Source organism: Apilactobacillus sp. EABW-1NA (assembly GCF_030398685.1).
GTDB lineage: Bacteria > Bacillota > Bacilli > Lactobacillales > Lactobacillaceae > Apilactobacillus > Apilactobacillus waqarii.
The window spans coordinates 1-26,357 of the sequence record NZ_JAPDKO010000015.1 but is presented as its reverse complement, the minus strand read 5'-3'; the positions used below and the strand labels follow the sequence as shown (position 1 = coordinate 26,357).

11 protein-coding genes and 1 pseudogene are annotated in these 26,357 nt (G+C 33.9%); 3 read left to right on the top strand and 9 right to left on the bottom strand.

What is annotated here, in order from left to right; translation table 11 throughout:
- Positions 1 to 158 precede the first annotated feature (158 nt).
- Both OEZ61_RS05385 and OEZ61_RS05380 read left to right on the top strand, forming a co-directional pair.
- Positions 159 to 1,481, top strand: a complete 1,323-nt coding sequence (locus OEZ61_RS05385; protein WP_248605910.1) for an amino acid permease — start codon at positions 159 to 161, stop codon at positions 1,479 to 1,481.
- Positions 1,482 to 1,681: 200 nt separating this feature from the next.
- Positions 1,682 to 3,142 carry an amino acid permease gene (locus tag OEZ61_RS05380; RefSeq protein ID WP_053795836.1) on the top strand — a complete coding sequence of 487 codons (1,461 nt, stop codon included), beginning with the start codon at positions 1,682 to 1,684 and terminating at the stop codon, positions 3,140 to 3,142.
- A gap of 46 nt (positions 3,143 to 3,188) precedes the next feature.
- On the opposite strand, the gene OEZ61_RS05375 is transcribed toward OEZ61_RS05380, so the two are convergent.
- The 9 genes and pseudogenes from OEZ61_RS05375 to OEZ61_RS05340 all read right to left on the bottom strand — a co-directional run bounded on the left by OEZ61_RS05375 (position 3,189) and on the right by OEZ61_RS05340 (position 25,467).
- Positions 3,189 to 4,703: a hypothetical protein gene (locus tag OEZ61_RS05375; protein ID WP_290047119.1), complete on the bottom strand. Its 1,515-nt coding sequence runs from the start codon at positions 4,701 to 4,703 to the stop codon at positions 3,189 to 3,191.
- A 105-nt stretch (positions 4,704 to 4,808) separates the two neighbouring features.
- Positions 4,809 to 6,146: an FAD-dependent oxidoreductase gene (locus OEZ61_RS05370; RefSeq protein WP_054450637.1), complete on the bottom strand. Its 1,338-nt coding sequence runs from the start codon at positions 6,144 to 6,146 to the stop codon at positions 4,809 to 4,811.
- A 223-nt stretch (positions 6,147 to 6,369) separates the two neighbouring features.
- On the bottom strand, positions 6,370 to 7,182 hold the full coding sequence (locus tag OEZ61_RS05365; protein WP_248604425.1) for a type II CAAX endopeptidase family protein: 813 nt from the start codon (positions 7,180 to 7,182) through the stop codon (positions 6,370 to 6,372).
- A 75-nt stretch (positions 7,183 to 7,257) separates the two neighbouring features.
- Entirely contained in the window at positions 7,258 to 11,556 is a 4,299-nt protein-coding gene (locus OEZ61_RS05360) for a glycoside hydrolase family 70 protein (protein ID WP_290047118.1), read from the bottom strand.
- A 258-nt stretch (positions 11,557 to 11,814) separates the two neighbouring features.
- A complete protein-coding gene (locus OEZ61_RS05355; RefSeq protein WP_290047117.1) occupies positions 11,815 to 16,206 on the bottom strand; it encodes a glycoside hydrolase family 70 protein in 4,392 nt (1,463 codons plus the stop codon).
- Between the two features lie 521 nt (positions 16,207 to 16,727).
- On the bottom strand, positions 16,728 to 22,232 hold the full coding sequence (locus OEZ61_RS05350; protein ID WP_290047116.1) for a glycoside hydrolase family 70 protein: 5,505 nt from the start codon (positions 22,230 to 22,232) through the stop codon (positions 16,728 to 16,730).
- A gap of 29 nt (positions 22,233 to 22,261) precedes the next feature.
- Positions 22,262 to 22,318: pseudogene (locus OEZ61_RS08195) on the bottom strand (KxYKxGKxW signal peptide domain-containing protein); the annotation flags it as partial.
- A gap of 244 nt (positions 22,319 to 22,562) precedes the next feature.
- Positions 22,563 to 23,363 (bottom strand): 2-keto-4-pentenoate hydratase, encoded by an 801-nt coding sequence (locus OEZ61_RS05345; protein ID WP_248597120.1) that lies wholly within the window; start codon positions 23,361 to 23,363, stop codon positions 22,563 to 22,565.
- Positions 23,364 to 23,829: 466 nt separating this feature from the next.
- Positions 23,830 to 25,467: a peptide ABC transporter substrate-binding protein gene (locus OEZ61_RS05340; RefSeq protein WP_290047115.1), complete on the bottom strand. Its 1,638-nt coding sequence runs from the start codon at positions 25,465 to 25,467 to the stop codon at positions 23,830 to 23,832.
- A 402-nt stretch (positions 25,468 to 25,869) separates the two neighbouring features.
- Here OEZ61_RS05340 and OEZ61_RS05335 point away from each other — a divergent pair, with 402 nt between their 5' ends.
- The gene (locus tag OEZ61_RS05335) at positions 25,870 to 26,217 is read left to right on the top strand and encodes a hypothetical protein (RefSeq protein WP_034532221.1); all 348 of its coding nucleotides are present in this window, start codon (positions 25,870 to 25,872) and stop codon (positions 26,215 to 26,217) included.
- The last annotated feature ends 140 nt before the right edge of the window (positions 26,218 to 26,357 follow it).

Sequence of the window (26,357 nt, the reverse complement as noted above, 5' to 3'; positions counted from 1 at the left end):
AATTATATTGGATTGGTTATGCAATTTTATAAAATCCCTAGTACAATAGATAATGTAGTGCTAGGTTTTTTATTACATAATTTCTTATAGGATGGTGAAATATATTGGCAGAAGAAAAGCAAGAAAAGAAGTTAGAGCGTAAGCTGAGCTCTAGACAAATGCAAATGATCGCCCTTGGGGGAACAATCGGGGTTGGTCTATTTATGGGTGCCAAGTCCACCATTGAATGGACTGGTCCATCTGTATTACTAGCATATGCAATAGCTGGTGTGTTCTTATATCTAATTATGAGAGCGTTAGGTGAAATGTTATACGATAACCCAATTAGTGGTTCATTCTCACATTTTGCATCTGAATACATGCACCCTGTTTTTGGTTACTTGACCGCTTGGTCTAACATTTTCCAATGGGTTGTCGTTGGTATTTCAGAAATGATTGCTATTGGTACTTACATGCAATTCTGGTGGCCATCAATTCCATCTTGGGTACCTGGTATTATCGCGGTAGTATTCTTATGTATTGCCAACTTAATCTCAGTTAGTGCCTTTGGTGAATTGGAATACTGGTTTGCTTTAATTAAGGTTGTTACTATTATTGCAATGATCATTGTTGGTCTAGTAATTATCGTTTTAGGATTCAACGGAATCGGACCTACTGGTATTTCAAATCTTTGGTCACATGGCTTCTTTACCGGTGGTGTTAAAGGATTCTTCTTTGCTCTATCAATTGTTTTTGCTTCATACCAAGGAATTGAATTAATTGGTGTGACTGCAGGTGAAGCTGAAAACCCTAAGAAGACTCTAGTTAAAGCTATCCAAGACACTATTGGTCGTATCCTAATCTTCTACATCGGATCAATCTTCGTAATGCTATCAATTTACCCTTGGGATAAAATTGCTAACATTGGTTCTCCTTTCGTAGAAACCTTCTCTCAAGTCGGAATCACTGCTGCTGCTTCAATTATCAACTTTGTTGTTTTAACAGCTGCTCTATCAGGTTCTAATTCAGCAATCTATAGTTCAAGTCGTATGTCATACTTATTGGCTCAACAAGGCCAATTACCTGAAAGATATAACAAAATTAACAAGCACGGAGTGCCATACATTTCAGTAATTTCCATTGCAACCGGAATATTATTAGGAGTTATCCTAAACGTAGTACTACCACTATTCTATAAGGGTGCAAGTCAGGTATTCGTATATGTATACAGTTCCTCCGTTCTACCCGGTATGGTTCCATGGTTTGTTATCATCATGTCTGAACTTAAGTTTAGAAAGCAACATCCAGAGAAATTAGCTAATCATCCGTTCAAGATGCCTTTTGCTCCTTTCTCAAACTATCTAACACTACTAGTACTATTCATTACTTTAGTATTTATGTTCTTCAATGATGATACAAGAATTCCATTGATTGTAGGGATCGTCTTCTTAGCTTTAATGACAATCCTATACTTTGTTAGATTTAATAAGAAAACAAAATAATTCATATTAAAACTAATTTAGCCACCCTTTTTCTATTCAAGGGTGGCTATTTTCATGTTAGAATATTAGTTACGTTTGTTTATCATTTACAAACACTTGTTGACAAATTAACAAAAACGATTAAAATATAATCAATTTCTAATCATTTTTTAATAAACGAGATGCCATCTTGTTTATACATACGAAAAGAGGTAATTTTTATGGCGAATCTATTCAAACGAATGAATCGAAAAGAAGACCCTAGTGTCTATGAGCAAAAGGATTCTAACTTGGTCAGATCATTGACTACCAAGGATTTCCTTGCTTTAGGAGTTGGAACAATTGTTTCTACTGCTATTTTTACTCTTCCTGGTATCGTAGCTGCTAACAATGCAGGTCCTGCAGTGACCATTTCTTTCTTGCTCGCTGCAATCGTTGCTGGATTAGTTGCTTTATCTTACGCTGAAATGGCTTCAGCCATGCCGTTCGCTGGTTCAGCATATTCCTGGATTAATGTTGTTTTTGGAGAATTCTGGGGTTGGGTTGCTGGATGGGCACTCCTAGCTGAATACTTCATTGCAGTTTCCTTTGTTGCAGCTGGTCTATCGGCTAACTTCCGAGGTCTAATCGCACCACTTGGAATTAATTTCCCTACATACTTAGCCAATCCAGTTAGTGCAAAAGGTGGATTAGTTGATATTTGTACCGTCTTTGTAATCTTAATCGTTATGTTTTTGATTACACGTGGTGATAAACAAACTTCTCGCGTTGAAAATGTATTAGTAATTTTAAAAGTAGCTGCTGTATTAGTATTTATCGTTGTTGGAGCTACTGCAATTCACTTCGCCAACTATGTTCCATTTATTCCTGCTCACCATGTTAATGCTGATGGTACAAACTTCGGTGGCTTTAGCGGAATCTACGCTGGTGTTTCAGTAATTTTCCTATCATACATTGGATTTGATTCAATTGCTGCAAACTCTGCAGAAGCTAAGAATCCACAAAAGACAATGCCTAGAGGTATCATTGGTTCTCTAGTAATTGCTGTCACACTATTCGTTGCTGTATCACTAGTACTAGTTGGTATGTTCAAATACACCAACTATGCTAACAATGCTGAACCTGTTGGTTGGGCCCTTCGTCAAGCTGGTCATCCAATTGTTGCTTCAGTTGTTCAAATTATTGCCGTTGTAGGTATGTTTACTGCTTTAATCGGTATGATGATGGCAGGATCACGTCTACTATACTCATTTGGTAGAGATGGTATGCTACCTAAATTCCTAGGTAAAATTAGTAAGAAAAATCACCTTCCTCTAAATGCAATCATTACTATGACTGTCATTTCAGTTGTTATTGGTGCCTTCCTAACATTTACATTCCTATCTCAATTAATTTCAGCTGGTACTTTGATTGCTTTCATGTTCGTTTCCATCGGAATTTACCCACTTAGAAAACGTGAAGGAAAAGACATTAATATGCCTGGCTTTAAAGAACCATTCTTCCCTATCATGCCTGCTTTAGGGTTCCTAGCATCACTAGCAGTCTTCTGGGGTCTAGATAACGATGCTAAGATTTATGCGTTGGTATGGTTCATTATTGGTATGATTATTTACTTTGTTTATGGTATGAACCATAAATCAAGAAATCAACAAGCCGAAGTTAAATCAAATGATAATGAATAATTAAAACCAAATAAAAAGAGGACTCGTTTGAGTCCTCTTTTTTGTGCTATTTTCTTACGTATAGGTCAATCCAACCTTCGCTATGATCTTGATAGTTAAATCTCATATGACGAAGTCTGGTGTAGTGTTTCTTTAGGAATCTAGTATCGACTTTCCATAGTCTCCAGCCTTTACGGTATTTAGCAACAACGAATTTATATTTTAGTGAATGTAAGTAATCACGTTGAGCATCATACATTGGCTTGTAATTGATATTATTTCTGATAAAGAAACGATTATCCGCATGTGTTCCAGTGTAAGTATATAAACCAACATCTAGGAAACGGTAGTTCAATAATGACTTATCTTTAGACTTGTTAATAATCTTTGAATATTCATATTGATATGATTGGCTAGGCTTTGAGTAATGTAAGCTTGTACGGTAATTTCTGTTTGTAACAAAGATTCCCAATAAAGCAATTACGGATAATGCCCAGATTAAGTACTTCTTGTTGTATAGATACTTATCAACTAGCAATCCTAATTCGAACAAGTAGAAGATGATGAATGGTTCACACGCAAATAGATAGTATGAAAAACTAGCACCACCAACTTCATATGTTGCTATGATATCGATGAAGACGATTAGTACAAGCAATATCTTGTTACTATCGTGCATCTTTGCTTCACGCATGTATCTAACAACCGAACAAATGAATATTGCAATCATTAGATAGTAAACAGTTCGGATGATCACTAAGTGATGGGAAAAACCAAATGTTGGGTATTCCATCTTAAATAGCGTGTATGCGAGCGATGCGTTTTGCACATGGTAATGCGTCAAGTTTAAGTAGAAGTAGTCGTTAAATAGGAATTTTAAGGCTCCTGTGGCCCAATAAAGAATAATGATAGGTAATGTAACGGATAAGAATCCGATTAACGCGTCTAAGATAATCACAAACAACTTCTTAAAGCGTTTAGTGAATAGACATGCTAAACCAACATAAATAAAGAATATTACCCATGGAATAACTAATGAATATTTAATCCAAAATAGAATTGCAACAAAGCATCCATTAACTATGTAGTAACGACGTGGCATGTCAAACCAGTTATATTTAATACATGAGTAAAGCAAGATTAATACAAAGGTCATTGCGTATTCTTCTGGTAAATCACCATAGTAGAAGATACGACTTGTAAATGCCAATGGGATAAATAAGAAACTGCAGAACATTGCTGTTCTAGCACTTAATTTCATTGATAGAATTCTGTTAATGTACGCGATATCTAGGAACAACAACAATGATTCAATTACATAGATAAATGTAAAAGAGTTGTATGAAAAGATCGCATTTGCGGAATGAATTAAGTAAATTAATGGTCCCCTATTATCGAATAAATCCTTGTAGGGAAGTAATCCGTGTAGTAATCCTTTTCCAACAGTATACATTGTATTCGCGTCTACTGATTTGTTAAATGCGTAGAACGGCGAAGCTGTTGTTAAAAAGAACATACAAACAAAACTAATCACTAACATCAAAATGTTCTTAGCGGTTAGTCTATTTATAATTTTTTTCATTTTCTCACCTCATCTTGTAATAATAATCCAATAAAAATAAAATAGCTATAAAAAAATTCCCTAAAATGAAATTTTTAGGGAATTTTTCTAATTTAATTAATAATTTTACTTTTCTTCTTGCGCTTGAGCAGCTTGACCCAAAATGTTTAGGTAGTGGAATGGACGGTCAAAGTTTGGTTGGAATAACATATCAACCATAGCTAAGTCATCGATTGTGTTCTTGTTTTGGATAAGAACAGATAAGGTGTTAGCTGATTGAGAAATGTCATAACGACTCATTAATGATCCACCTAAGATACGACGAGTGCTTGGGTCGTATACTAATTCCATTAATACCTTTTCAGTTGTTGGCATGAATTCTGGACGGTAGTTATCTTCAACAACTACTGAGCTTGCTTTCATACCCTTTCTTTCTGCCATACCAACAGTCATACCAGTAGAAACTAAAGCGTAATCATATAATTGTAAACCAGATGATGATTGAGTTCCCATGTACTTAGTTGTAGGTTTTTCAATATTCTTACCAACTAAAATACCTTGACGAACTGCGTTAGTTGCTAGTGGAATGTATTCGTTAGTTTCACTTGGATTGAAGTGTACAGCAGCACTGTCACCTGCAGCAAAGATATCTGGGTTTGATGATTGCATATATTCATTTGTGATAATAGCACCATTGTCCATCATATCAACCTTACCAGTTAATAGTTCAGTGTTTGGTTGGAAACCAACACATAGGATGGCCATATCTGCCTTAATATCGTGATCACCGGTTGATAAAGTTAATTCGTCATCACCTGAGAACTTTTGAACACGAACACCTAGTTCTAGTTTTACGTTGTGGTCAGTGTATAGTTCTTCAATCTTGTCAGTGAACTTCTTGTCAAAGTACTTTGATAACACGTGGCTGTCACTGTTGATTAAAGTAGTTTCGTGACCATGATTTGAGAATGCTTCTGCTAATTCAGCACCGATGTAACCAGCACCAACAACGGCGATACGTTTGTGGTTCTTAGCCTTTTCAAATAGGATTTGAGCATCGTGCCAGTTCTTGCAGAAGAATACGTTCTTGTTATCGCGACCTTCGATTGGAGGAAGAACAGGACGTGAACCTGTTGTCATAACTAATTTGTCGTACTTATCAGTAAATACGTCGTGAGAATCCAAGTTTTCAACTTCGATAGTCTTAGCATCAGTATCTACGGACTTAACACTGTGTAGCATTTTAACGTCTGCACCTAAATCAGATAGTTCCTTAGGGTTTGAGTAGAATAATCCTTGAGGATCCTTAACCTTACCATCTAGGTATAAAGCAATACCACATGATAGGAATGAGATGTTGTCATTTCTTTCATATACAGTAACTTGTGCGTCTGGGTGTTCCTTTAAAATTTGTTTAACAGCGAATGTACCTGCATGTGTACAACCAATAACAATAACTTTCATATTGTAATACCTTCTCTATTCTGTAATATTTTCATTTATATTTTCTTCACAACTCTAATTATATGTATTGTGAATAAAAACACAATAATTTTATTTCGCCTTAAGATAATTTTAACATTTTAAATATTAACAGTTATTATAGCGCCTTTGTACTTTGTGTAGCATATCACTGATTTAACAAATGTATAAAAAAAACAACGAAATTAATTCGTTGCTTTTGTAATTAATATAACCAAGCTTTTTTACCTTGTTTACGATTATATACAATCAAAGATACATAAGATGAAATAATCCCCACTATAAATATTAGTAACGATAAAATATCAACTTTATTTGTTGCAGAAGTATTAACATAATTAGAATGCATAGAAAAAACAAAAGCAGAGTAATCCATCAATGCATGCAAACTAATTGAAACCCAAATATTTTTGCTAATATAGTACACAGTAGCTAATACAAATCCCAGTCCCGCTGCATATATAACTTGGTTAGTAGTATCCCAAAATGGTGAAACTAAATAATTTAACATGTGCAAAGAACCAAAGACCATACTAGAGAAGAAAATACTCTTCATTACAGGATACTTCTTAAAGCCTTTTAGCATTGCACCCATCATAACACCACGAATGGAAATCTCTTCAAACATCCCTACAAAAAACGCTTCAATAAGTCCAATACCAAAAGATAAAATGATATTTTGAGCATCCATATTATGAAGAAGGTTTTTCCATACTAGAGTGTCACTTGCTAGTGTCATATTAATAATTGTTAAAGCTATTAGCAGCCATCCCTCTTTAAAGATATGAGAGTATCCACCGTGTTCATGCATGACATTGATTTTCCAATGTCGTTTTGCAAATACCAACAGTGCAATCGCAAATACAGCTCTCATGATTCCTGGATCCATCTGCCCTAATATTTGGTGATCATTGTTATAAATATTAAAGTTAATTGCCGTAACTCCTACAATATTTAATGCAATAAAATCGATTAATAAAACCCAAAAAGTAATTGACCACATTTTTCTTAATTTCATATTATTTCCTCGCTTTAATTGATAAAAACATCATAACACACAAAAAAAGAATGCCAAAATGGCATTCTTTTTTCGTTACTTACGTTTATTAAACTTTTCAATATATGAATTAAATTGCTTTACTGATGCTTTTAATTCTCTCAAATTTTTTGTAGCTTTTTTGTATGTTGCTTTATTTTTCTTAGAACTATTTCTCTTAACTGCCTTCTTAGCAGCTAATACTTTCTTAGTTTCAGCTTTAACAGCTTTTTTCTTTGCAGCTAATTGTTTCTTAACAGCTTTCAAATCTTTAGCAGATACTATTTTTCCGGTGTTAAAGTTAACAGTTCCATTCTTTCTTACCTTGTAGGTAACAGATCTAACTTTTGTAGTACCAGAAGTTTTCATTTTTCCGCTGCCATCAAATGCATAGTACTTACCAGAGATTTTGTGAGCTCCTGATCTAACTTGGCTCTTTGCGTTTAGTAAGAACTTACCAGCAGAAGTAACAATTAACTTGTTAGGAGCATAAATTACGCCCTTTCTAACAGTAATTGTCTTGCCTTTATATTTAAATGACTTAGTAACTAATTGTGCGCTAGATGCATTGTAGTAAGAAATGGTCTTGTTCTTGTTTACAACCATCTTGTTCTTAGCTTGAACCCCATCACTGTAGAAGTAGTACTTCTTACCATTGATAGTTTGATGGCCCTTAACAACGTATCCTTTAGCATTTGCATAGTACCAGTTATTGCCGGAGGAGAAGAAACTGTTCTTCACAAGGTTTCCAGATCCAGCAGCGAAGAAACGCTTAATGCCCTTGGTAGTTACAAATCCACCCTTGATTTGGTATCCATTCTTGTCAAAGTATTGGATATTGTTACCTGTGTTCAAGAATCCTTTATGAGCATATCCATTCTTATCGATGTAAATGATTCTACCGATGTTGTTACTCAAGTAGTAACCTGATGATTGTGCTTGAATACCATTTGCTTGGTAATAAGTCATTGTTCCGTCAGGGTTTGTAACCATTGCATCCCTAACATTCACACCATTTGGTAGGAAGTAATATTCGTATCCATTGATGATAGTTGGTGTAGTTACAAAGTTACCTTGAGCATCAACGTAGTACCAGTTGCCGCTTTCATCCTTTAAGAATGAGTTGGTTGCAACATAACCACTAGGAGTAATGTATCTTTGTTGACCATCGATATTAGTCAAACCATAGTTAACAGTTTGTCCTAATAGTTCCTTAGGCAATACAGTTGCTTGAATTCCCAGATTATCAGAAGTTAATACTGTAAAGTATCCAGCACCGTATGAGTTACTCAATACATATTCAGCACCTCGACCTTGGATGTTAGAACCATTTAGGTACTTAGCATCCCATACCTTAATCTTAGTTGATGGATCAATTGTCTTTCCAGTTGATACTTGTTTTGTTGTAAACAAGTCTGGGTACATCTTTTGTAGTTGACTCAAGAATTCCCCACCGTACTTAGCTTGGTAATCGGTACCTGAACCTTGACTGTATGAATCATATAGCATGTTAATCAAGTTAGTCTTATCACTTAGAACACCTAATTGGTTAACACGGGTTGCTGAAACAACTTGTTGTTTTGGCAACATGTATAGTTGATCAGGAACAAAGTCCATTAATACCTTTAGGTTTTGAGCATGCAATGCCTTGATTGCTGCAGTCAATTGTTCTGCAGTACCGTACTTAGTTGGTGTGTTAAATCCTAAGTCATATCTATCGTTAAATGAGTATCCATTTTGAACGGTTGAATCCAAGAATGTTCCATCATTTGTTGAACGATATTGTGGTGGTAATTCAATATTAGTGAATCCTAAACCAGCAAATAGTTTAGCATTCTTAGCAATTACAACGTTTGAATATTCTGATTGCTTAGTTGGCATACTTTGGAAGTTAGAGAATGCTTCAAAGATAACGTTTGAATCTAGAGCAGCGTTTGAGTGGTATGACTTACCATCCTTAGTTGTCTTAGTACTTGCAGCAGTTCTAACATCTTGTTTTGCAGATGCGCCAACTGGTACCCACATTGATAGGTATCCAGATACTTGAGGGTTAGCATATCCCTTGATTGCTGAACCAGTAAGAACTAAGCGCCCCTTGGAATCGGTGTAAATAACACTCTTCTTAGCACTCTTGTCAGTAGCATAAGTGGCAATACCCTTCTTAGTAGTCTTCACTAATGGACGGTATGCTTGGTTCTTGTGGGCAGCACCCATGTAGATAACAACCTTATCCTTTTTACCTAACTTAAGTTTAGGGTTGTTACTTTCAATAACTGCAATACCTGATTTTCTAGTTTGCTTAGTTCCCTTTGAGGTAACAGTATTAGCACCCTTACCAAAACGAACTGAAACTAATACCTTATTCTTACCCTTGTTTACTGAAACAGTCTTCATAGCTTGACCACCAGCAACATACTTAACTCTTCCCTTTAGCATTGCGCTAATTGAATTGTAGTATGGAGTCTTAGTTGCCATAAATTGACCATTATCAGTGTACAAATCACCGTAATATACACGTGGTGTTGTATCTTTGTTAGTCAACATTAAAGCATAAGCTGATGGAATGTTGTATTGAGTATATTTCTTGTTAGTACTCTTTTCATCGGCATTGTAAATCTTGAACGCCTTGTTAATTTCATCCCATGTTGGATTTAATCCATTTGCAGTTGGGTTAATCTTGTCTTGAATGATTTGAGCAATAACAGTTTGAACACCCGCATCATGGGCTCTTACGATTGAGTAGTTAGGAATAGCAGTGTTGTATGTACTATCCTTTCTTCTGTTAACCACACCCGCAGTGATTAGCTTAGCAATGTCAGAGCGTTTTTTAGGATCATTAGTTAATACATTAGCTAGTGCATCCTTGTAACCACCATCAATGGTAATTTGGTTAGAGCCCTTATCCTTTAAATATTGAGGATCATTGGCACTCCAATCTTCAAGGATAGCTAAATGATCATTAGCATTCTTATCGTTTTTGTTAATACCATAAGCATCCTTGTAGTAACCAGCAATGATATCCAAAATATCAGCATTCATGTTATCAACGGCATCAACACGAACACCATCAAAATTAGCATCTTTATCATTTTGAGTGATGGTACCAAAGTTCATCATGTAGTATAGCCAGTTAAGTGTTTCGGCTTGAACTGTTGGATTTGAGTTGTCTACATCATTAGCTAATAAGAATTCATAGCCTATGTAACTAGTCTTGTTGTAGTTTAAAACACCGTTTTGTTGAGATGGGTTTCTGTTGATAATACGGTAGTCTGAATTAGCGTTTGGGGTTAAAGAATTGTTTCCATAAATTAATGATCCACCTTGGAATCCATCATTTAAATCGTAGTTTTCACTAGTCATATTCCATTGTGATTGAGAATTTACAAAGTTGGTAAAAATGGTCTTAATCTTATCCACACTACCATTATTTGATTGAATATTCTTTTCAATGTTCAATCTTACAGTGGCAGCTGCTTGATTTAATTGATCAGAGGTATTGTTTGAGCTGAACTTGCCAGAAACTAGTCCTTGTTTGCTCATGTAATTTAAGTAGTCAATTTCTACCTTTTTTGAAGGCCACCATACGCTTAGTAGTGGTCTAAAATCATTTGAAGTGGAGTCTCTCCATTGACTATCATTTACTTGAATTTGTTTTGGACGATACCATGAATCTGCTGTAATAAATCCATTTACATTAGTAATGTTTTTATCATCTGCTGAATAAATTGCTGTCTTATCAGAGGCGGCAATTGTTCCAGATGCCAAATTATTGGCTGTGTTTGTTAAAACACCATCTGGACCGAAGTAATAGGAAGAACCGTTATCAACGATAACTTGTGATTTAACTTCTGTATTGTCATTGTAGTAATAAGTTTTTCCATCAATGTATTTAGTGTGTGATTTAAAATCATCTGAAGCATTTGATGCTAGTTGTGGGCTAACACTTTTTGCAGCGCTTGATTCGTTTGCACCTGCAACAGTTACAGCTTGTGAGCTTACACTAGAATCAGATGAAGATACAGTTGATGAGCCAGCATTAGAAATTGCAGATGATGAACCAGCACTAGAAGCTGATGATGAGACACTGCTACTACTTTCTTGACTACTATCAGCATTTGATGAAGCTCCTGATGTAAGCTTATCAGAAGAATCAGATTTTACATTTTGTTCTTCACTAGTTTTACTTACTTTTTCATTACTATCTGAATTAACTGCGGATGAAGCATGTGCTGACAAATTACCATTAAAACTAACAAAAGTAATTGCCATTGCACCTGTAATAATTCCGGCAGTTATCCATTGCTTGCCAGATTTATACATCTTGTAATGTAATTTTTTTTCATTATTAAAATCCATAGTAATCCTCCATTTTTTCGAGTATCGACAAAACAATTATAACAAAAATCATTATTATTTTTAAGATTTTTTTAATAATTACATAATATTTCAAACGTATAACATTTAAGTTTTATTACTAAAAATAACCTATTAACATTTATTTTAAGGAATATATTACATAAAAACAGATTACATGATATTAAATTAATATTAAATTTTTTAAAGGTTATATTTAAATCAGCATAAAAAAAGACACTTTCAGTGTCTTTTTGTTTTTTATTTAAACATCTTAATAAAATCTTTAGATGAAGTTATAAAATGACCATTTCCGATATTAATTCGAGCGACTTTACCACTTCGAACTATACTTTTAACTCTAACAAGAGTACCTTTTTTAATCTTTTTAACTCTATTCTTTTTAGTAAAATGTCTACTCTTATAGGAATAAATGTTCTTAACCACTTTGACTTTTGGAGTAAGTTTATCAAATTCGTAATAATACTTCTTATTGTAATTTCCAGTAATTTTCAAATATGATTTTTCCGCTACATAATATTCTCTTAGAGCTTTATAATATCTTTTTTCATTATTAATATTTTTTCTCTTAGAAAGAATTTTTTTAGCAATTTTAATCGCTTTTCTAGCATTAGCAACTCTATTCTTAGCAATCGCTAAAAGTTTCTTCTTTGCTTTACGATATTTTTTTAGAGATTTATTATATTTTCTGATATTTGCCTTTGTCTTATTTTTATCGAGACGTTTCTTATCTTTTCTTAAAACTTTTAAGGCATTCTCATACAATAATTCTTCCTTAGATTTCTTTTTTCGAGCATTAGAAGATACTTTTTTATCCGTCTTTATAAGTTTTCCTAAGTGAGAATCGTAATATGACTTAGACCCATCACTATTCTTTATCCATTTTCCTTTTACTTGAACACCATTGTTATCAAAGAAGAAATGTTCACCGTCGATTAATTGATCACCAGTTAGGATGTTTCCACTATTCTTGTCATAGTAAGAATAGGTACCATTTGAATTTTTTACCCATCCTCCTTTAACTTGAATACCGTTATTATCAAAGAAAACTCTTTCCTCATTAATAACTTGAGATCCAGTTAATTTGTCAACATTATTCTTTTCATAGTATGACCAAGTACTATCAGGATTTTCAACCCAACCGCTCTTGTAAGTTAAACTACTTGGTAGTGTTGAATCGCTCCCGCTTAACTTGAAATAATCACCTGTATTCCAGTCCTTTAATACATAACCCATACCACGTCCAAGAATATTAGTTCCATTCATATACTTAGCTGACCATTCAGTGATTGGTTGATTATATGGAATATCCGAACGTTCTGCATCATTAACTGTTAAATAACCTGGTCCAGCACCATTATTAGCATAATTTTTGTAGTAATACTTGTAATTTTGAGATTTGAATAATGATGGATATTGTTCTTGCAGTTCATTTAAGAATGCTCCACCATATTTCTTTTGATAATCTCCACCACCGATTGTATTAACTACATACAATTGAGTACCAAAAGGTAATGCATTTGTATTACCAGTAACACCTGCTCTGGTTGCAGATACAACTTCTTGTCCTGGCAAATTATATAATTGGTTGTATACTACATCAGCCATTACTTGCATACCATTATCATGAAGAGATTTTATTGCATTTCTTAAGTCTTCATCTGTTCCATATTTAGTTGGTGTACCAAATCCCAAGTCATATCTATCTGAAAAAGCATAACCGTTATCGATTGTAGAATCAACGAATGTATGATCTTGACTAGATCTGTATTGTGGTGCCATTTCGAAACTTGTTACACCCCAATCCTTAAATAGTGACGCATTCTTAGCAATTACAACGTTTGCATATTCATCATGATTTGTTGGAGTTGGTTGGAAGTTAGAAAATCCTTCAAAAATAAGATTTGAATCTAGTGCGTCATTTTCGTGCAAAACATTACCATCATTATTTTGACTAGTGGATGGTGCTGTTCTTGAATCTTGGTCATCGGAAGCCCCAACCGGAACCCATGCTGCTAGATAACCATTCACCTCTGGATTGGCAACTTGTTTAATTGCAGTGTTAGCTTGACCATTAATATCTTTGTTACTGAAAACTAAATCACCATTATCATCTGTTTCAGCAACTGGTGCATTATCATCTGAATTATAATTTTGAATTCCATTTTCAGTAGTTAGCATCAAGGCACGATATTTTTGGTTCTTATGGGCTGCACCCATGTGTAAAACAACGGTATCCCCATCATTTAAAACCTTTTTGGGGTCAGATCCAACTATTAATCCAATACCTTGATTCCTTGTATCTGCTGTTCCTGAATCACTAACTGTATTGGCACCTTTACCAAAACGTACGCTTGTTAGAATTCCATTATTATCAACCATAGATTGACCACCAGATACATATTTCTTTCTCGCAGTCATCAAGTTTGCTATATCATCATAATAAAGACTCTTCTTTTGCATAAATTGACCGTCATCTTGGTACATATCACCATAATAAATACGAGGAACTGTTCCCTTGTTAGTTAGCATGATTGCATATGCACTAGGCACATTATAATCATTGTATTTTTTTACTGTTTGTCTTTGATCATTATAGAAAGTTTCTAATCCTTGTGCTAATTGACTTGGTGTAAAGTCAGTCCAATCCTTAATTCCAGTTGTATCGATAATAGCTTGACCTACTTTTTCTTGAACATCCTTATCATGGGCATGAACAATTGAATAGTTAGGTTTTCCACCAGATAGAGTTATTCCACCAATAGTATTATTTGTATTGGTTTCTCCATTATGATTTGAAATGTCGATTCCAGAATCTTCTTCATCTATTAAGTTTTTAAATACGTCTCCATCTTGCTTATGTAGCAATGGATAAGCATCCAGTCTGAATGGTGCCTCAACTAATCCGTCATTGCTATAAGATGTAGTTCCTGCATCCACTCCACCTTCAACTAACGAAATATGCGAATCAGCATTTGCATCATTTTGCATTAAATTAAACTTTTGACGTAAGTAATCATAACTTCTTTGTATAATATCGTTACTAATAAAATCAACGGCATCAATTCTAATACTATCAAAATTAGCATTAGAATCATTAGCGGTAATAGTTCCGAAGTTAGTTAAGTAGTATAGCCAATTTAAGTCCTCCGCTTGAACTGCAGGGTTTGAATTATCTACATCATTAGCTAACAAGAAATCAAACAAGTTATTAGAATCTCTATAATTAGAATTAGTATTTGGTGTCATGACACTATTGCCATATTTTAAATATCCACCTTGAAACCATGCATCTCCTTGCCATGGCGATTCTGAATCTGAACTCCAAATATACTGTTGCTTCACAAATGATGGATTATCGCCGTTTCCTTTAAATAACAAATCATTTAACCAATCAGTATTCCCCGTTTGTGAAATTTTCTTTTCAATATTTACTTGAGCTTTCTGTGCTGCTTGATTTAATGTCTGTTGATCAGATTGTATTGAATACGAATGGCTTTTATCTAATAGTCCGTTATTTTGCATTAATTTCAAATAATTAACTTGAACATCCTTGTTTGGCCACCAAGCAGTAATCATAGGACGGAGTTCATTACTATTTGAATTACGCCAAGTAGTACCATTATCTAATATTTGTTTTGGACGGTACCAAGTATCTGCTGTAAAAAATCCATCTACAACATTTTTGTAATCACTTGGGTTAACACTGTTAGCAGCATTTCTTTGTGTAAAGTCATTAACAGCACTCTTACCTGTATTAGTAAACAAGTATTGACCATTTCCATTAGTATCAAAATAGTAGGTAATTCCATTAGCTATTACTTGCTTATTCTTAGCCTGATTACCGTTAGATGTATCAAAATATTGTAACTGACCATTATTTACTACTAAACCTTTAACTACATTTTTGTTGCTATCCAGTAACTTATTATCGCTATAATAATTTGAGTTTACTACTTGATCAACTTTTCCAACTAAATTACCCTTGTTTGGGTCAAAATAGTAATCGACTCCACCAATTTGCGCAGATCCACCTTTTAATTGCAGACCTGTATTTTGATCAAAATATTGAATATTACCGTCGACAGTAGCGACTCCTTTAACATCATTGTTATCACTTGATTTATAAATCCAACCATCCTGGTTATTGACCTTACTTTCAGAGTAGCTTCCCCCAGTGTAGCTATCTATCTTATGTCCCTGACCACTGTCTTTATCAAAATAGTAATTGTCATTATTAACATTTACAATATCACCCTTGGCTTGAGTGCCATCATATTCGTTAAAATATCTTAACTGATCATTATTATCCTTATATAAACCTTGAATGTCCTTATTTTGTGATACATACTTCCAAGTTTGTCCGTTATCATTTGTTGAATATGTACCATTTTGAGGAAGAGATGCAATTGAATTAGCATTACTACTATTTGTAGAATCATTAGTATTCACAATTGAAGAAGTAGCTGCGTTTTGTGCATCAGCTTTAGCTTCAATTCCACCATTGGCAATTGAAGAACCACCATACACAGCAATAGATATTACTGCTGTAGTTAATCCAGCTACAATCCATTGTTTACCAGATTTATACATTTTAAATCGAACCTTACGTTCGTTACTATTGATATTCATATAATCCCCCTATATAAAATCATCATATCGATATAATAACATTGTAACAATTTTGTAATATTATTAAAATAGCATTAGTGATTTTTTATATTAATAAAACAAAAAACTCGAAATTTTTACAAACTTTTGGGTGTAGTTCATGAAGTTGACACCTCTTTACATTGTGTGTCACTACTTTAAGAAATAGTTACTGCATCCGCTTTAAGTATACGTTTTCATTAATAAATGTATTTTCACTGTAAATCGCAACAGATGCAACTTTCATAGCCACCACAGCAAAGTACCCAATTTTTCCTGATTTATACATTTAAGACGAAATTTTGAATTATTATCTTTTGATTTCATATTTTCACTTACATAAAAGCAAAGAATTGCATTTTTATATTCAAAGTTATAACAATTAGCTTCAACTATTAACATATGACATACAATCATAAGCGTTTTTAATATTCCTTTAATCATAATTATCGAAATAAAACTATCAGGGAAATAATTCCACTGATAGTTTTTATACAAGAATATTATTTTTTCTCACTTTTCAAAGAAGAGGCTTTCTTAAAGTTATTAACAATGGACTTCTTCAACTTAGCTTCGTTACCTTTATACTTCTTAATGGCTTTAGTAAGTTTCTTTTTACCCTTAATATCCTTTTCGTAAGTCTTCTTCAATTTTTTACTGCTATGGCGTTTTAATTCTTTCTTATCCTTAGCTAGCTTTTTGTTTAATCTATTCAATGCCTTTTGATCTTTTTTAAGATTTTTGGCACTCTTTAGATATTTTTCAACAGTGTTTTGTTCAGCAACAAGGGCTAAGTAGTACTTCTTATTAGCCTTATATTTTTGTAACAAAGCATTGTATTCCTTTTTGAGTTTCTTTGAACTGTGTTTCTTAAGTTCAGCTTTTAATTTATCTAATTGCTTCAACTCTTTCTTCACTAATTTTTCTAGTGAAGAAGCTTGTTTATTAACCTGTTTCAAACTCTTAGTGGTTAACATCTTGCTTTGAATCTTTTGATTTTCACGTGTTTTGGTTCTTGATAGTGTATTTACATTGCTTACGTGTTGAGTAGTTTGATTATTAACACTATGATCATTTGAAACTTGATTATTAGTTGTTAATTCCCTATTACTCAATACTTTATCAGAATCATCATTAGCATGAGATTGAGACAGTTTGTTTTGACTAACACCATTTCCGTTCTCATGAGCGCTTGTCTTACCTTGTTCACCATGACTTGAAGCACTACTTTGTGCACTTGAACTCGTTTGTGCTTCGTGGCTTGCTGAACTACTTTGTGTACTTGAGCTACTTTGTGCTTCATGGCTTGAGGCACTGCTTTGTACACTCGAGCTACTTTGTGCTTCATGGATTGATGTACTGCTTTGAGCACTTGAGCTACTTTGTACTTCATGACTTGATGCACTGCTTTGGGCACTTGAGCTACTTTGTGCTTCATGGCTTGATGCACTGCTTTGAGCACTTGAGCTACTTTGTACTTCATGACTTGATGCACTGCTTTGGGCACTTGAGCTACTTTGTACTTCATGACTTGATGCACTGCTTAAGGCACTTGAGCTACTTTGTGTTTCATGACTTGATGCACTACTTTGCGCACTTGAGCTACTTTGCGCTTCATGACTTGATGAACTACTTTGGGCACTCGAGTTACTTTGCGCTTCATGACTTGATGCACTGCTTTGGGCACTCGAGCTACTTTGTGCTTCATGGCTTGATGCACTGCTTTGATATTCTGAACTACTATTATTTGAGTTAGAATCAATTAATTCAATGTTTCCTTCAGCATCAGATCTATACTTATGTCCGTCTATCACTTCTTGTTGACTAACTACCAAATGACCTAGACTAGCTTCATAGTATTTTTGAGTTCCATCTTTAAATGAAATAATTTTACCTTTAACTTGAATTCCATTTTCATCAAAATAATATCCATATCCATCAATGTCAATACTACCAGTTGCTAAAGTACCATCACTAAGAGCATAGTAATAATTTCCATTTTTTTCGAAGAAGCCACCAGTATAAGCATGTCCATATCCGCCATCAAAATACATTAACTTGCCATTAACATTTTCAATTACATCTTTTAGTTGTGTATAATCGTCGTTAAAGAATACTTTTGTACCGTTAATGTCTTGATAACCTTTTAAAAGATATCCATTATCGTCAGCGTAATAAATCTTTCCATTACGATTAATGAAAGTATCCCTTGCCATGTTTCCAAGATCATTATCAAAGTAAACCATTTTTCCATTACGTAAGGCAAAAGTATTCTTTTCTTGAATGCCTTCAGAATTAAAGTATGAATAATCGGTACCAATCTTTTGAATGCCAGTTACAAAATCTCCATTCTTATCAGCATAATACCAATTATTTTCATAACAAACATAGCCTTTCTTTACCATATTACCGAGTGTCGGTTCAAAGTACTTTCTTTTACCGTTAATTACAACGATATCGCCCTTAACTTGATAACCGTTTTCATCGTAATATTGTTCGTTATCACCATTAGTCAGTAGGCCAGTGTGAACTGTACCATCCTTGTTAATGTAAAGTTGGTGACCCATGTTATTACTATAGTAATATCCAGCAACAGTTGCCATTGCACCATTACTTTGATAGTAATACATTTTCCCATCAGGATTTCTGTAAATGAAATCCCTTAAATTAACACCATTAGATACAAAGTAATAATTAACACCATTAATTTTTTCTGGAGATTTAACAAAATTTCCATCGGCACCAATGTAATACCAATTTCCATTATCATCTTCTAAGAATGCATTTGTAGGAACATATCCACTAGTTGAAATATACTTAATTTCCCCATTAATATTCCTTAATCCATATTGAACATTTTCACCGTATAGTTGTTTTGGAAGAAAACTAGAAGAAATATTACTGTTATCATTAGTCGTTACTGTAAAGTACCCACTGTTTCCTAAATTACTTAAAACAAATTGTGAACCTCTACCTTGAATATTTGATCCATTAAGATATTGAGCAGTCCATGTCTTAATCTTAGTAGAAGCATCGATTGGTTGTCCTGTTGAAATTTGCTTTATGGTAAATAAATCTGGATATAACTCTTTCAGTTTGTCTAAAAATTCTCCACCGTACTTAGCTTGATAATCTGTTCCGGAACTTTTACTAAATGTATCATAAAGTACGTTCGTGAATGAATTAGTTGATTCAAGAGTCCCCTGCGGATCTACTCTTGATGCATCTACTATTTGTTGATTTGGTAGAGAGTAGAGTTGATCAGGAACAAAATCAGCTATTACTTTAATTCCTTGTGCATGCAAAGATTTAATCGCATCAGTTAGTTGTTCAGCTGTACCGTATTTAGTTGGGGTACCAAATCCTAAATCATATCTATCATTAAATGCATAACCATTCTGAACAGTAGAATCTAAGAAAGTTCCATCTGTAGTTGAACGATACTGAGGTGGTAACTCAACATACGTAAATCCTAATTGTTTAAATTGATCTGCGTTCTTTTGAATAACAACATTTTCGTATTGATTAGTAGTTTTAGCAAAATCTTGAAAGTTAGAAAATGCTTCAAAGATTACATTAGAATCAGATGCAGAATTCGAGTGAAGTGATTGACCATCAGTCGTTGGTGTTGTACTTGGATCCGTTCTGATATCTTGACTATCAGATGCTCCCAAAGGAACCCACATTGATAAATATCCTGATACCTGTGGATTTGCATAACCCTTTATGACGCTCCCATCCAATGTTAAGTCACCATTATCATCAGTACGGGCCAATACGTACCCATTAGCACTATCACTATTAAATGTAGCAATACCAGAATCAGTAGCTGTTAATAATTGACGATATTCTTGATTTTTATGTGCAGCACCCATATGTACTACAACTTTATCTGTACTAGATAATTTAAGATTAGGATTGTTGCTTTCAATTACCGCAATACCAGATGTTCTGGTAATATCATCACCAACATCTGTTGATTTCAAAGCACCTTTTCCATATCTAACTGATGTTAAGATTGTGTCAAAGCCATTATCTACTTTAACTGTATTCATCGATTGTCCACCAGAAACATATTTTATTCTAGCGTTGAGCATAGAAGAAATAGAATCATAATAAGGTGATTTATTAGCCATGAATTGTCCATTATCAGTATACATATCTCCGTAATAAACTCTTGGAGTTGTATCCTTATTAGTTAATATTAAGGCATAGGAAGCTGGAATATTATATTGAGTGTATTTTTTATCAGTACTATTTTCGTCGCTATTATAAATTTCAAAGGCTTTACTTATTTGATCTAATGTAGGATTCAATCCAGTGGAATTTGGTGCAATTTTATCAATCACAATATTAGAAATAATACTTTGAACACCATTATCATGAGCTCTAACAATTGAATAATTAGGAATGTTTGTATTTTCAGTATCGTCGTTTGTTCTATCTACAACTCCTGAAGTAATTAGAGAAGATAAATCATATCTATTTGAAGGTGAGCTCATTAAGTCAGCTTGTAAGGCACCTAAATAATCACCATCAATTGTCATTTGATTTGTTCCATGATTCTTTTCATAATAAGCATCATTCTTACTCCAATCCTCTAATATAGAAATATGATTATTGGAGTTACTATCGTTTTCATTAATCTTGTATGCACTCTTAAAGTATTCACCAATGATATTCAAAATATCTGCATCCATGTTATCGACAGCATCAACACGAACACTGTCAAAATTACCATTTGGATCCTTTTGAGTGATACTACCAAAATTCATAAGGTAGTATAACCAGTTTAGTGTTTCTGCTTGTACAGTAGGATTCGAATTATCTACATCATTCCCAAGCAAAAATTCATAACCATAATAATTGCTTTCTTTGTAATCAACTTTACCATCTTGTTTGGATGGAGTACGACCAAATAATCTATAATCTGAATTGGCATTTATAGTTTGTGAATTATTGCCATAAGCCACATTTCCACCTTGGAATCCATCAGAAACATTATAGTCTTCACTATTAACATTCCATTCATCTTGAGAGTTAACAAAAGTAGTAAATAAAGATTTAATCTCACTTAAATCACCATTATCCGCTTTAATTTTGCTTTCAATGCTTAATCTTACAGTAGCAGCTGCTTGGTTGATATCGTTTGCACTACTATTATTATCAAAATGACCACTAACTAATCCGTTTTTACTCATGTAATTTAAGTAATTAATTTCAACAGTCTTGTCAGGCCACCATACACTTAATAATGGTCGAAAATCTGAGTTAGTAGAATCTCTCCATTGTGTGTCGCTAACTTGAATTTGCTTTGGACGGTACCAGGAGTTGGCAGTTAAAAATCCGTCAATGTTTGTGATTGACTTTCCGTCAGGAGTATAAATAGATAACTTATCTGATGAATTGATTGATCCATTAGAAAATTTAGAATTGAATGTAGTTAAATAACCATTAGGGCCAAAATAATAATATGTGTCATTGTCATCAATCAAAGCTGACTTAACTTGATTGTTGTTCGAATCATAGAAGTATGTTTTTCCATCAATTTCCTTTGTATGTGCTTTTAAGTTTTGTGAAGCATTGGATGCTAAAGATACACTTAAGGAAACCGATTCATATGATTGCACAGACTTATTAGACTGTGATGCTGAATCAGATTTTTCTGACGAATTTGAGCTCGTTGATGCTGATTTTGAACTTTGTGATTGATTTGAAACGTCTGAACTTGTTGATGACGCATGTGAATTAGATGATTGATTCATAACATCTGAACTTGATGAAGAAGTCACAGCATTAGAGTTTGTTGACGACGCTAAGCTTGATTTGTTTGAATTATCAGTGCTAGGTACAGACGAAGAACTTGATCCGCTTATGTAAGATGACGCTGAATATGCACTTTTAGCACTACCGGAATCTGTCGAAGCATAGCTACCTGGATATGTAATCTGATTTTGACTAGCTTTTGCTGTAACATCATTAATATTTTGGAATAATACAATAGACATTGTTGCTGAAACAATACCTGCAACAACCCATTTTTTCCGCTTTTATACATTTTATAATGCAATTTTCTATCTTGATAATTATTCATAAATACCACCTATATGTTATAAACTTATTATAATTTTTCAATATCATTGCAATCACATTGTAACAAAAACGTATAAAAAAGTTAATAATATTTAAGATTTTATTAATATTATTATGGTAAACGTAGGAATAACCCGTTATATCAACTTTTTATAGTTAATATTTTCTTAAAAAATAAAGCAATGTATATTACATAATTATTACAAAAAAGAACACCCCTATTAGGATGTTCTTTTTCATAACTTTTATTTAACATTCAATTTTACTTCACTAAACCCTTGATTAAATGTTGCTGTCCATTGTCCTTTGGTTAGGTGTGGAGGGAGCAGGAAGGTTCCTGAAGATACCCTTTGACCTTCCTCTAATCTAATGTCTTGTTCATCAAGTTTTTTGACCAACCATTGAAGTGAATTTAAAGGATTACTTAACACTTCAGAAGATGTTCCAGTTGCCACCTCTTTACCATCATGACTTAATGTAGTTGTCACATTTTCTAAATCTTTAAGCGAGAAACTATTGGTATCAAATTCTTCTCCATAGACTACGTATCCGCCGACCGCGGCGTCTGACATGACCATGTATTTAGACAGTGATGGGAACCAATCAGAAAATCTTGAATCTGGAACCTCGACCCCTGATGACACTGTGGTCTTATTTGCTAAATCCTCTAGGCTATCGGTTGGTAATAATGGCTCTTTGGCTTTAAAGACCAGTTCAACTTCGGCCAGTGGCTCCATAAGTTCACTGTTCAGTGATAATGATACCGGTGATTGAACGAAATGTGATTTAACTTGAGCCCCATATAGTGGTTCGTTTGAATCGAACATATCTTGGGTTTGCTTACTAGTCAAACTGATCTTGTATCCACCAAGATCTTCATCTTTTAATTCCATTAATCTTCTTTGAACTCGATATGATGACTCTTCATCAGACACCATATCTTCCCATTCATCCATTTTTAATGGTTTCTTGGTCTTGTATGCTTCAAACAATGCGTTGGCTAATCTTTCTTCAGTTGCGGTTAATCCTAATTCAGTAGTTGTCATAATAATACGCTCCTTTTCTAGCAGCGTACCTTATTTGGTGACGCTGCAATCCAAAATAAAATATTAATCTGTCCATCATCTAACTCACTAATCGGTAATTGCATTGTCACCACTTCCTTTCCTAATCCTGATTGATAAATAAAAAAGCGCCCTCAAACCCATACTTATTATGGGTCTAAGGACGCTTCCGCGTGTTACCACCTTTAATTTAATAGTCTAAAAGGACTATCCTCTACGTACGGATAAAAATCGATACGCTGTCAACTTAACGGTTGCTACCGGCGCCACTTACTGTTGTTTCAGTGGGCTAACTAAAGAATGATAACTTTTAATCAGGTTCGTTATGCTGTCACATCAACCCAGCACTCTCTTAAAACGATTCTGATTAGTTGTTCTTATAATCGCTATTTATTTATCTAATTGACACTATTATAAGAGCGTGGTTAGAAAAGTCAACACTTTTTAATTATTTTTTAATAAAAGTTTTCGTATAGTTCCATTGTGGACCAGCAGTGTTGTGAATAACGTCTTTAACGTAGCTTTTTTGTAGGTAGTAAGTTCTTACTTGATATAGTGGAGAAATTCCTTGATTATCGTTTAGTTCCTTACTTGCATCGATTAGATCTTGCCAACGTTTGCTTGCGTCATTTGCATCTGTAGTGCCAGCCTTCTTTAATAATGCGTTAAACTTAGCATCGTTGTACTTACCAAAGTTGTAAGGTGTGTTTTGTTCAGGAATTTGTAGGAAGGTAATTGGGTCTTTGAAGTCTCCACCCCATGATGATAGTGAAATTTCGAAGTTACCCTTAGTTAGATTGTCGTTGGCTAACTTACCCGGAATGGTTCTTAGGTTTAAAGTGAAACCAGGAAGAACTGATTCAAGTTGTGCCTTTAAGTATTGTGTCGCAACTGGAGTGTTGGCATCATCAGTTGAAGCCATTAATGATAATGACACGTTCTTGATGCCTAATTCCTTTAATCCCTTTTCATAGTAATGTTTAGCTAACTTCTTGTTGTAAGCTAGCGAGTCTTTGCCGCCTTGTTGGTCAGCAAAATCCTTGCCAGTCTTTGGATCATTAGCTAAACCGTAAGGAACGAATCCAGTAATCTTTTTGGTGTTAAAACCAAGAATACTTTCGTTTAGTTGATCTCTATCGATTGCTAAAGAGATTGCCTTACGAATGTTTTTGTTGTTAATAATCTTTCTGTTTTGTTCATCAGGGTCGTTAAAGTTGTAACGTAGGAATGTAGTCATTGAATATGAGTAATCATGCAATTCTGAATTATTCTTGTAGTTCTTTAATTGTTCTGATGATAATGCAGTCACATCAATCTTACCTTGGTTGTAAAGGTTCAAACTAGTGGTTGGGTTAGCTACAACAGTGTAGTTAATCTTCTTTAGTTTGATGTCCTTAGCATCCCAGTAATTATTGTTCTTTACATATGACCAAGTATCATTAGTTCCATTCCATCCCTCAATTGAGAATGGTCCTGAGTAAACCATGTACTTAGCATTAGTTCCATACTTATCACCATACTTATTAACGATAGCTTGGTCTTGTGGTCCGAATAATGGATAAGCCATCAAGGTCTTGAAGTATGCGATTGGTTTAGTTAACTTAATTTGAACTGTATGTTTGTTAAGAGCCTTAATCCCTAACTTATCAGGGTTCATCTTACCGTTAGTGATAGCTTCACCGTTTTCAACATCGTTGAATAAGTATGAGTACTCAGCCTTAGTTGCAGGTTTTACAGTCCGACGCCATGAATATACGAAGTCATTGGCAGTAATTTCCTTACCGTTACTCCACTTGGCATCTCTTAGTTTAAATGTCCATGTCTTACCATCCTTACTAGTCTTAGAACTTTGCGCTAAATCTAGTGTTGGTTTTCCATCATTACCAAGCTTGTAAAAACTACTAAAGGCATTTCCTGTTGATCCATATCCAGTAGATGTTGAGATATCTAAAGTACTTAATTGTGATGTGGCTGCTAAATTTAATGTTTGTGTCTTGGCATCGTTACCGCCTGAATTATTACCACATGCTGCTAGCGTTACCCCTGCTAACGCTGTCATTGCTGATGCTACTAATAACTTTTTCATATTTTTTCACTCCTATGTGTTTGTATGTGCTCAATCAAAAGAAAAAGACCACTGCCCGAGGATAACAATAATGTTAGCCTCAAACAGTGGTCTCTTGTTCGTATAACTCAATTTTTATTAATTTCTGTCAAACTATCTCGAGTTACACGCTTAAAAAGGTTACCACATTTGTGCTAACGACAGTTTGACAACAACATGAAATTAAAATTACGTTTTTCAAATGGATAACCTTCTTTCGTACAGATTGATTATCTTGAATAATACATGCTTACAAATGAGAAGTCAATGATTAATTCTAATTATTTTTTAATATAAAGTAAAAGCACCTACTTTTTTATTGCTCTATCAGTAAAAGTTGTATACTATGAAGTAGCAAAGTAAACATGAGAAGGAATGAAAAAAATGAAAAGTACATTTTCAAAAATTGTAATCGTCATTATCTTGTTATTTATTGCCATCATCGCTGCTATTAGTATTGCCACCAAGAATAGTAACGTTGATTCCACATTGAAAGCAGTTAATCAAACCGTCGCTGTGACAAAGAAAAAACATAATGGTAAATATGAACTAATTGTTAAAAATAATCAAACAAGTCAATACAGTTTTCCTCGTCTTGATTCATTGAAGAAAGACACATACAAAAAAGGAACTAAACTAACATCTACCAAGTTAGTCCAAGATGAACAAACCAACTTCTACAAGATCAATGATAATACTTACGTGCTATCTTCTGATGTAGATGTTAAATAAAAAGAGACCTCTGGGAACTGAAGTTATAATATTGAACAGATAAATAAAAGCACTTTCGATAAAATGATTATTTTAATTTGATAAAATAACATAATTCGGAGGTGTTTTTTGTATGGCTAATAATAGATATTCATATGAAA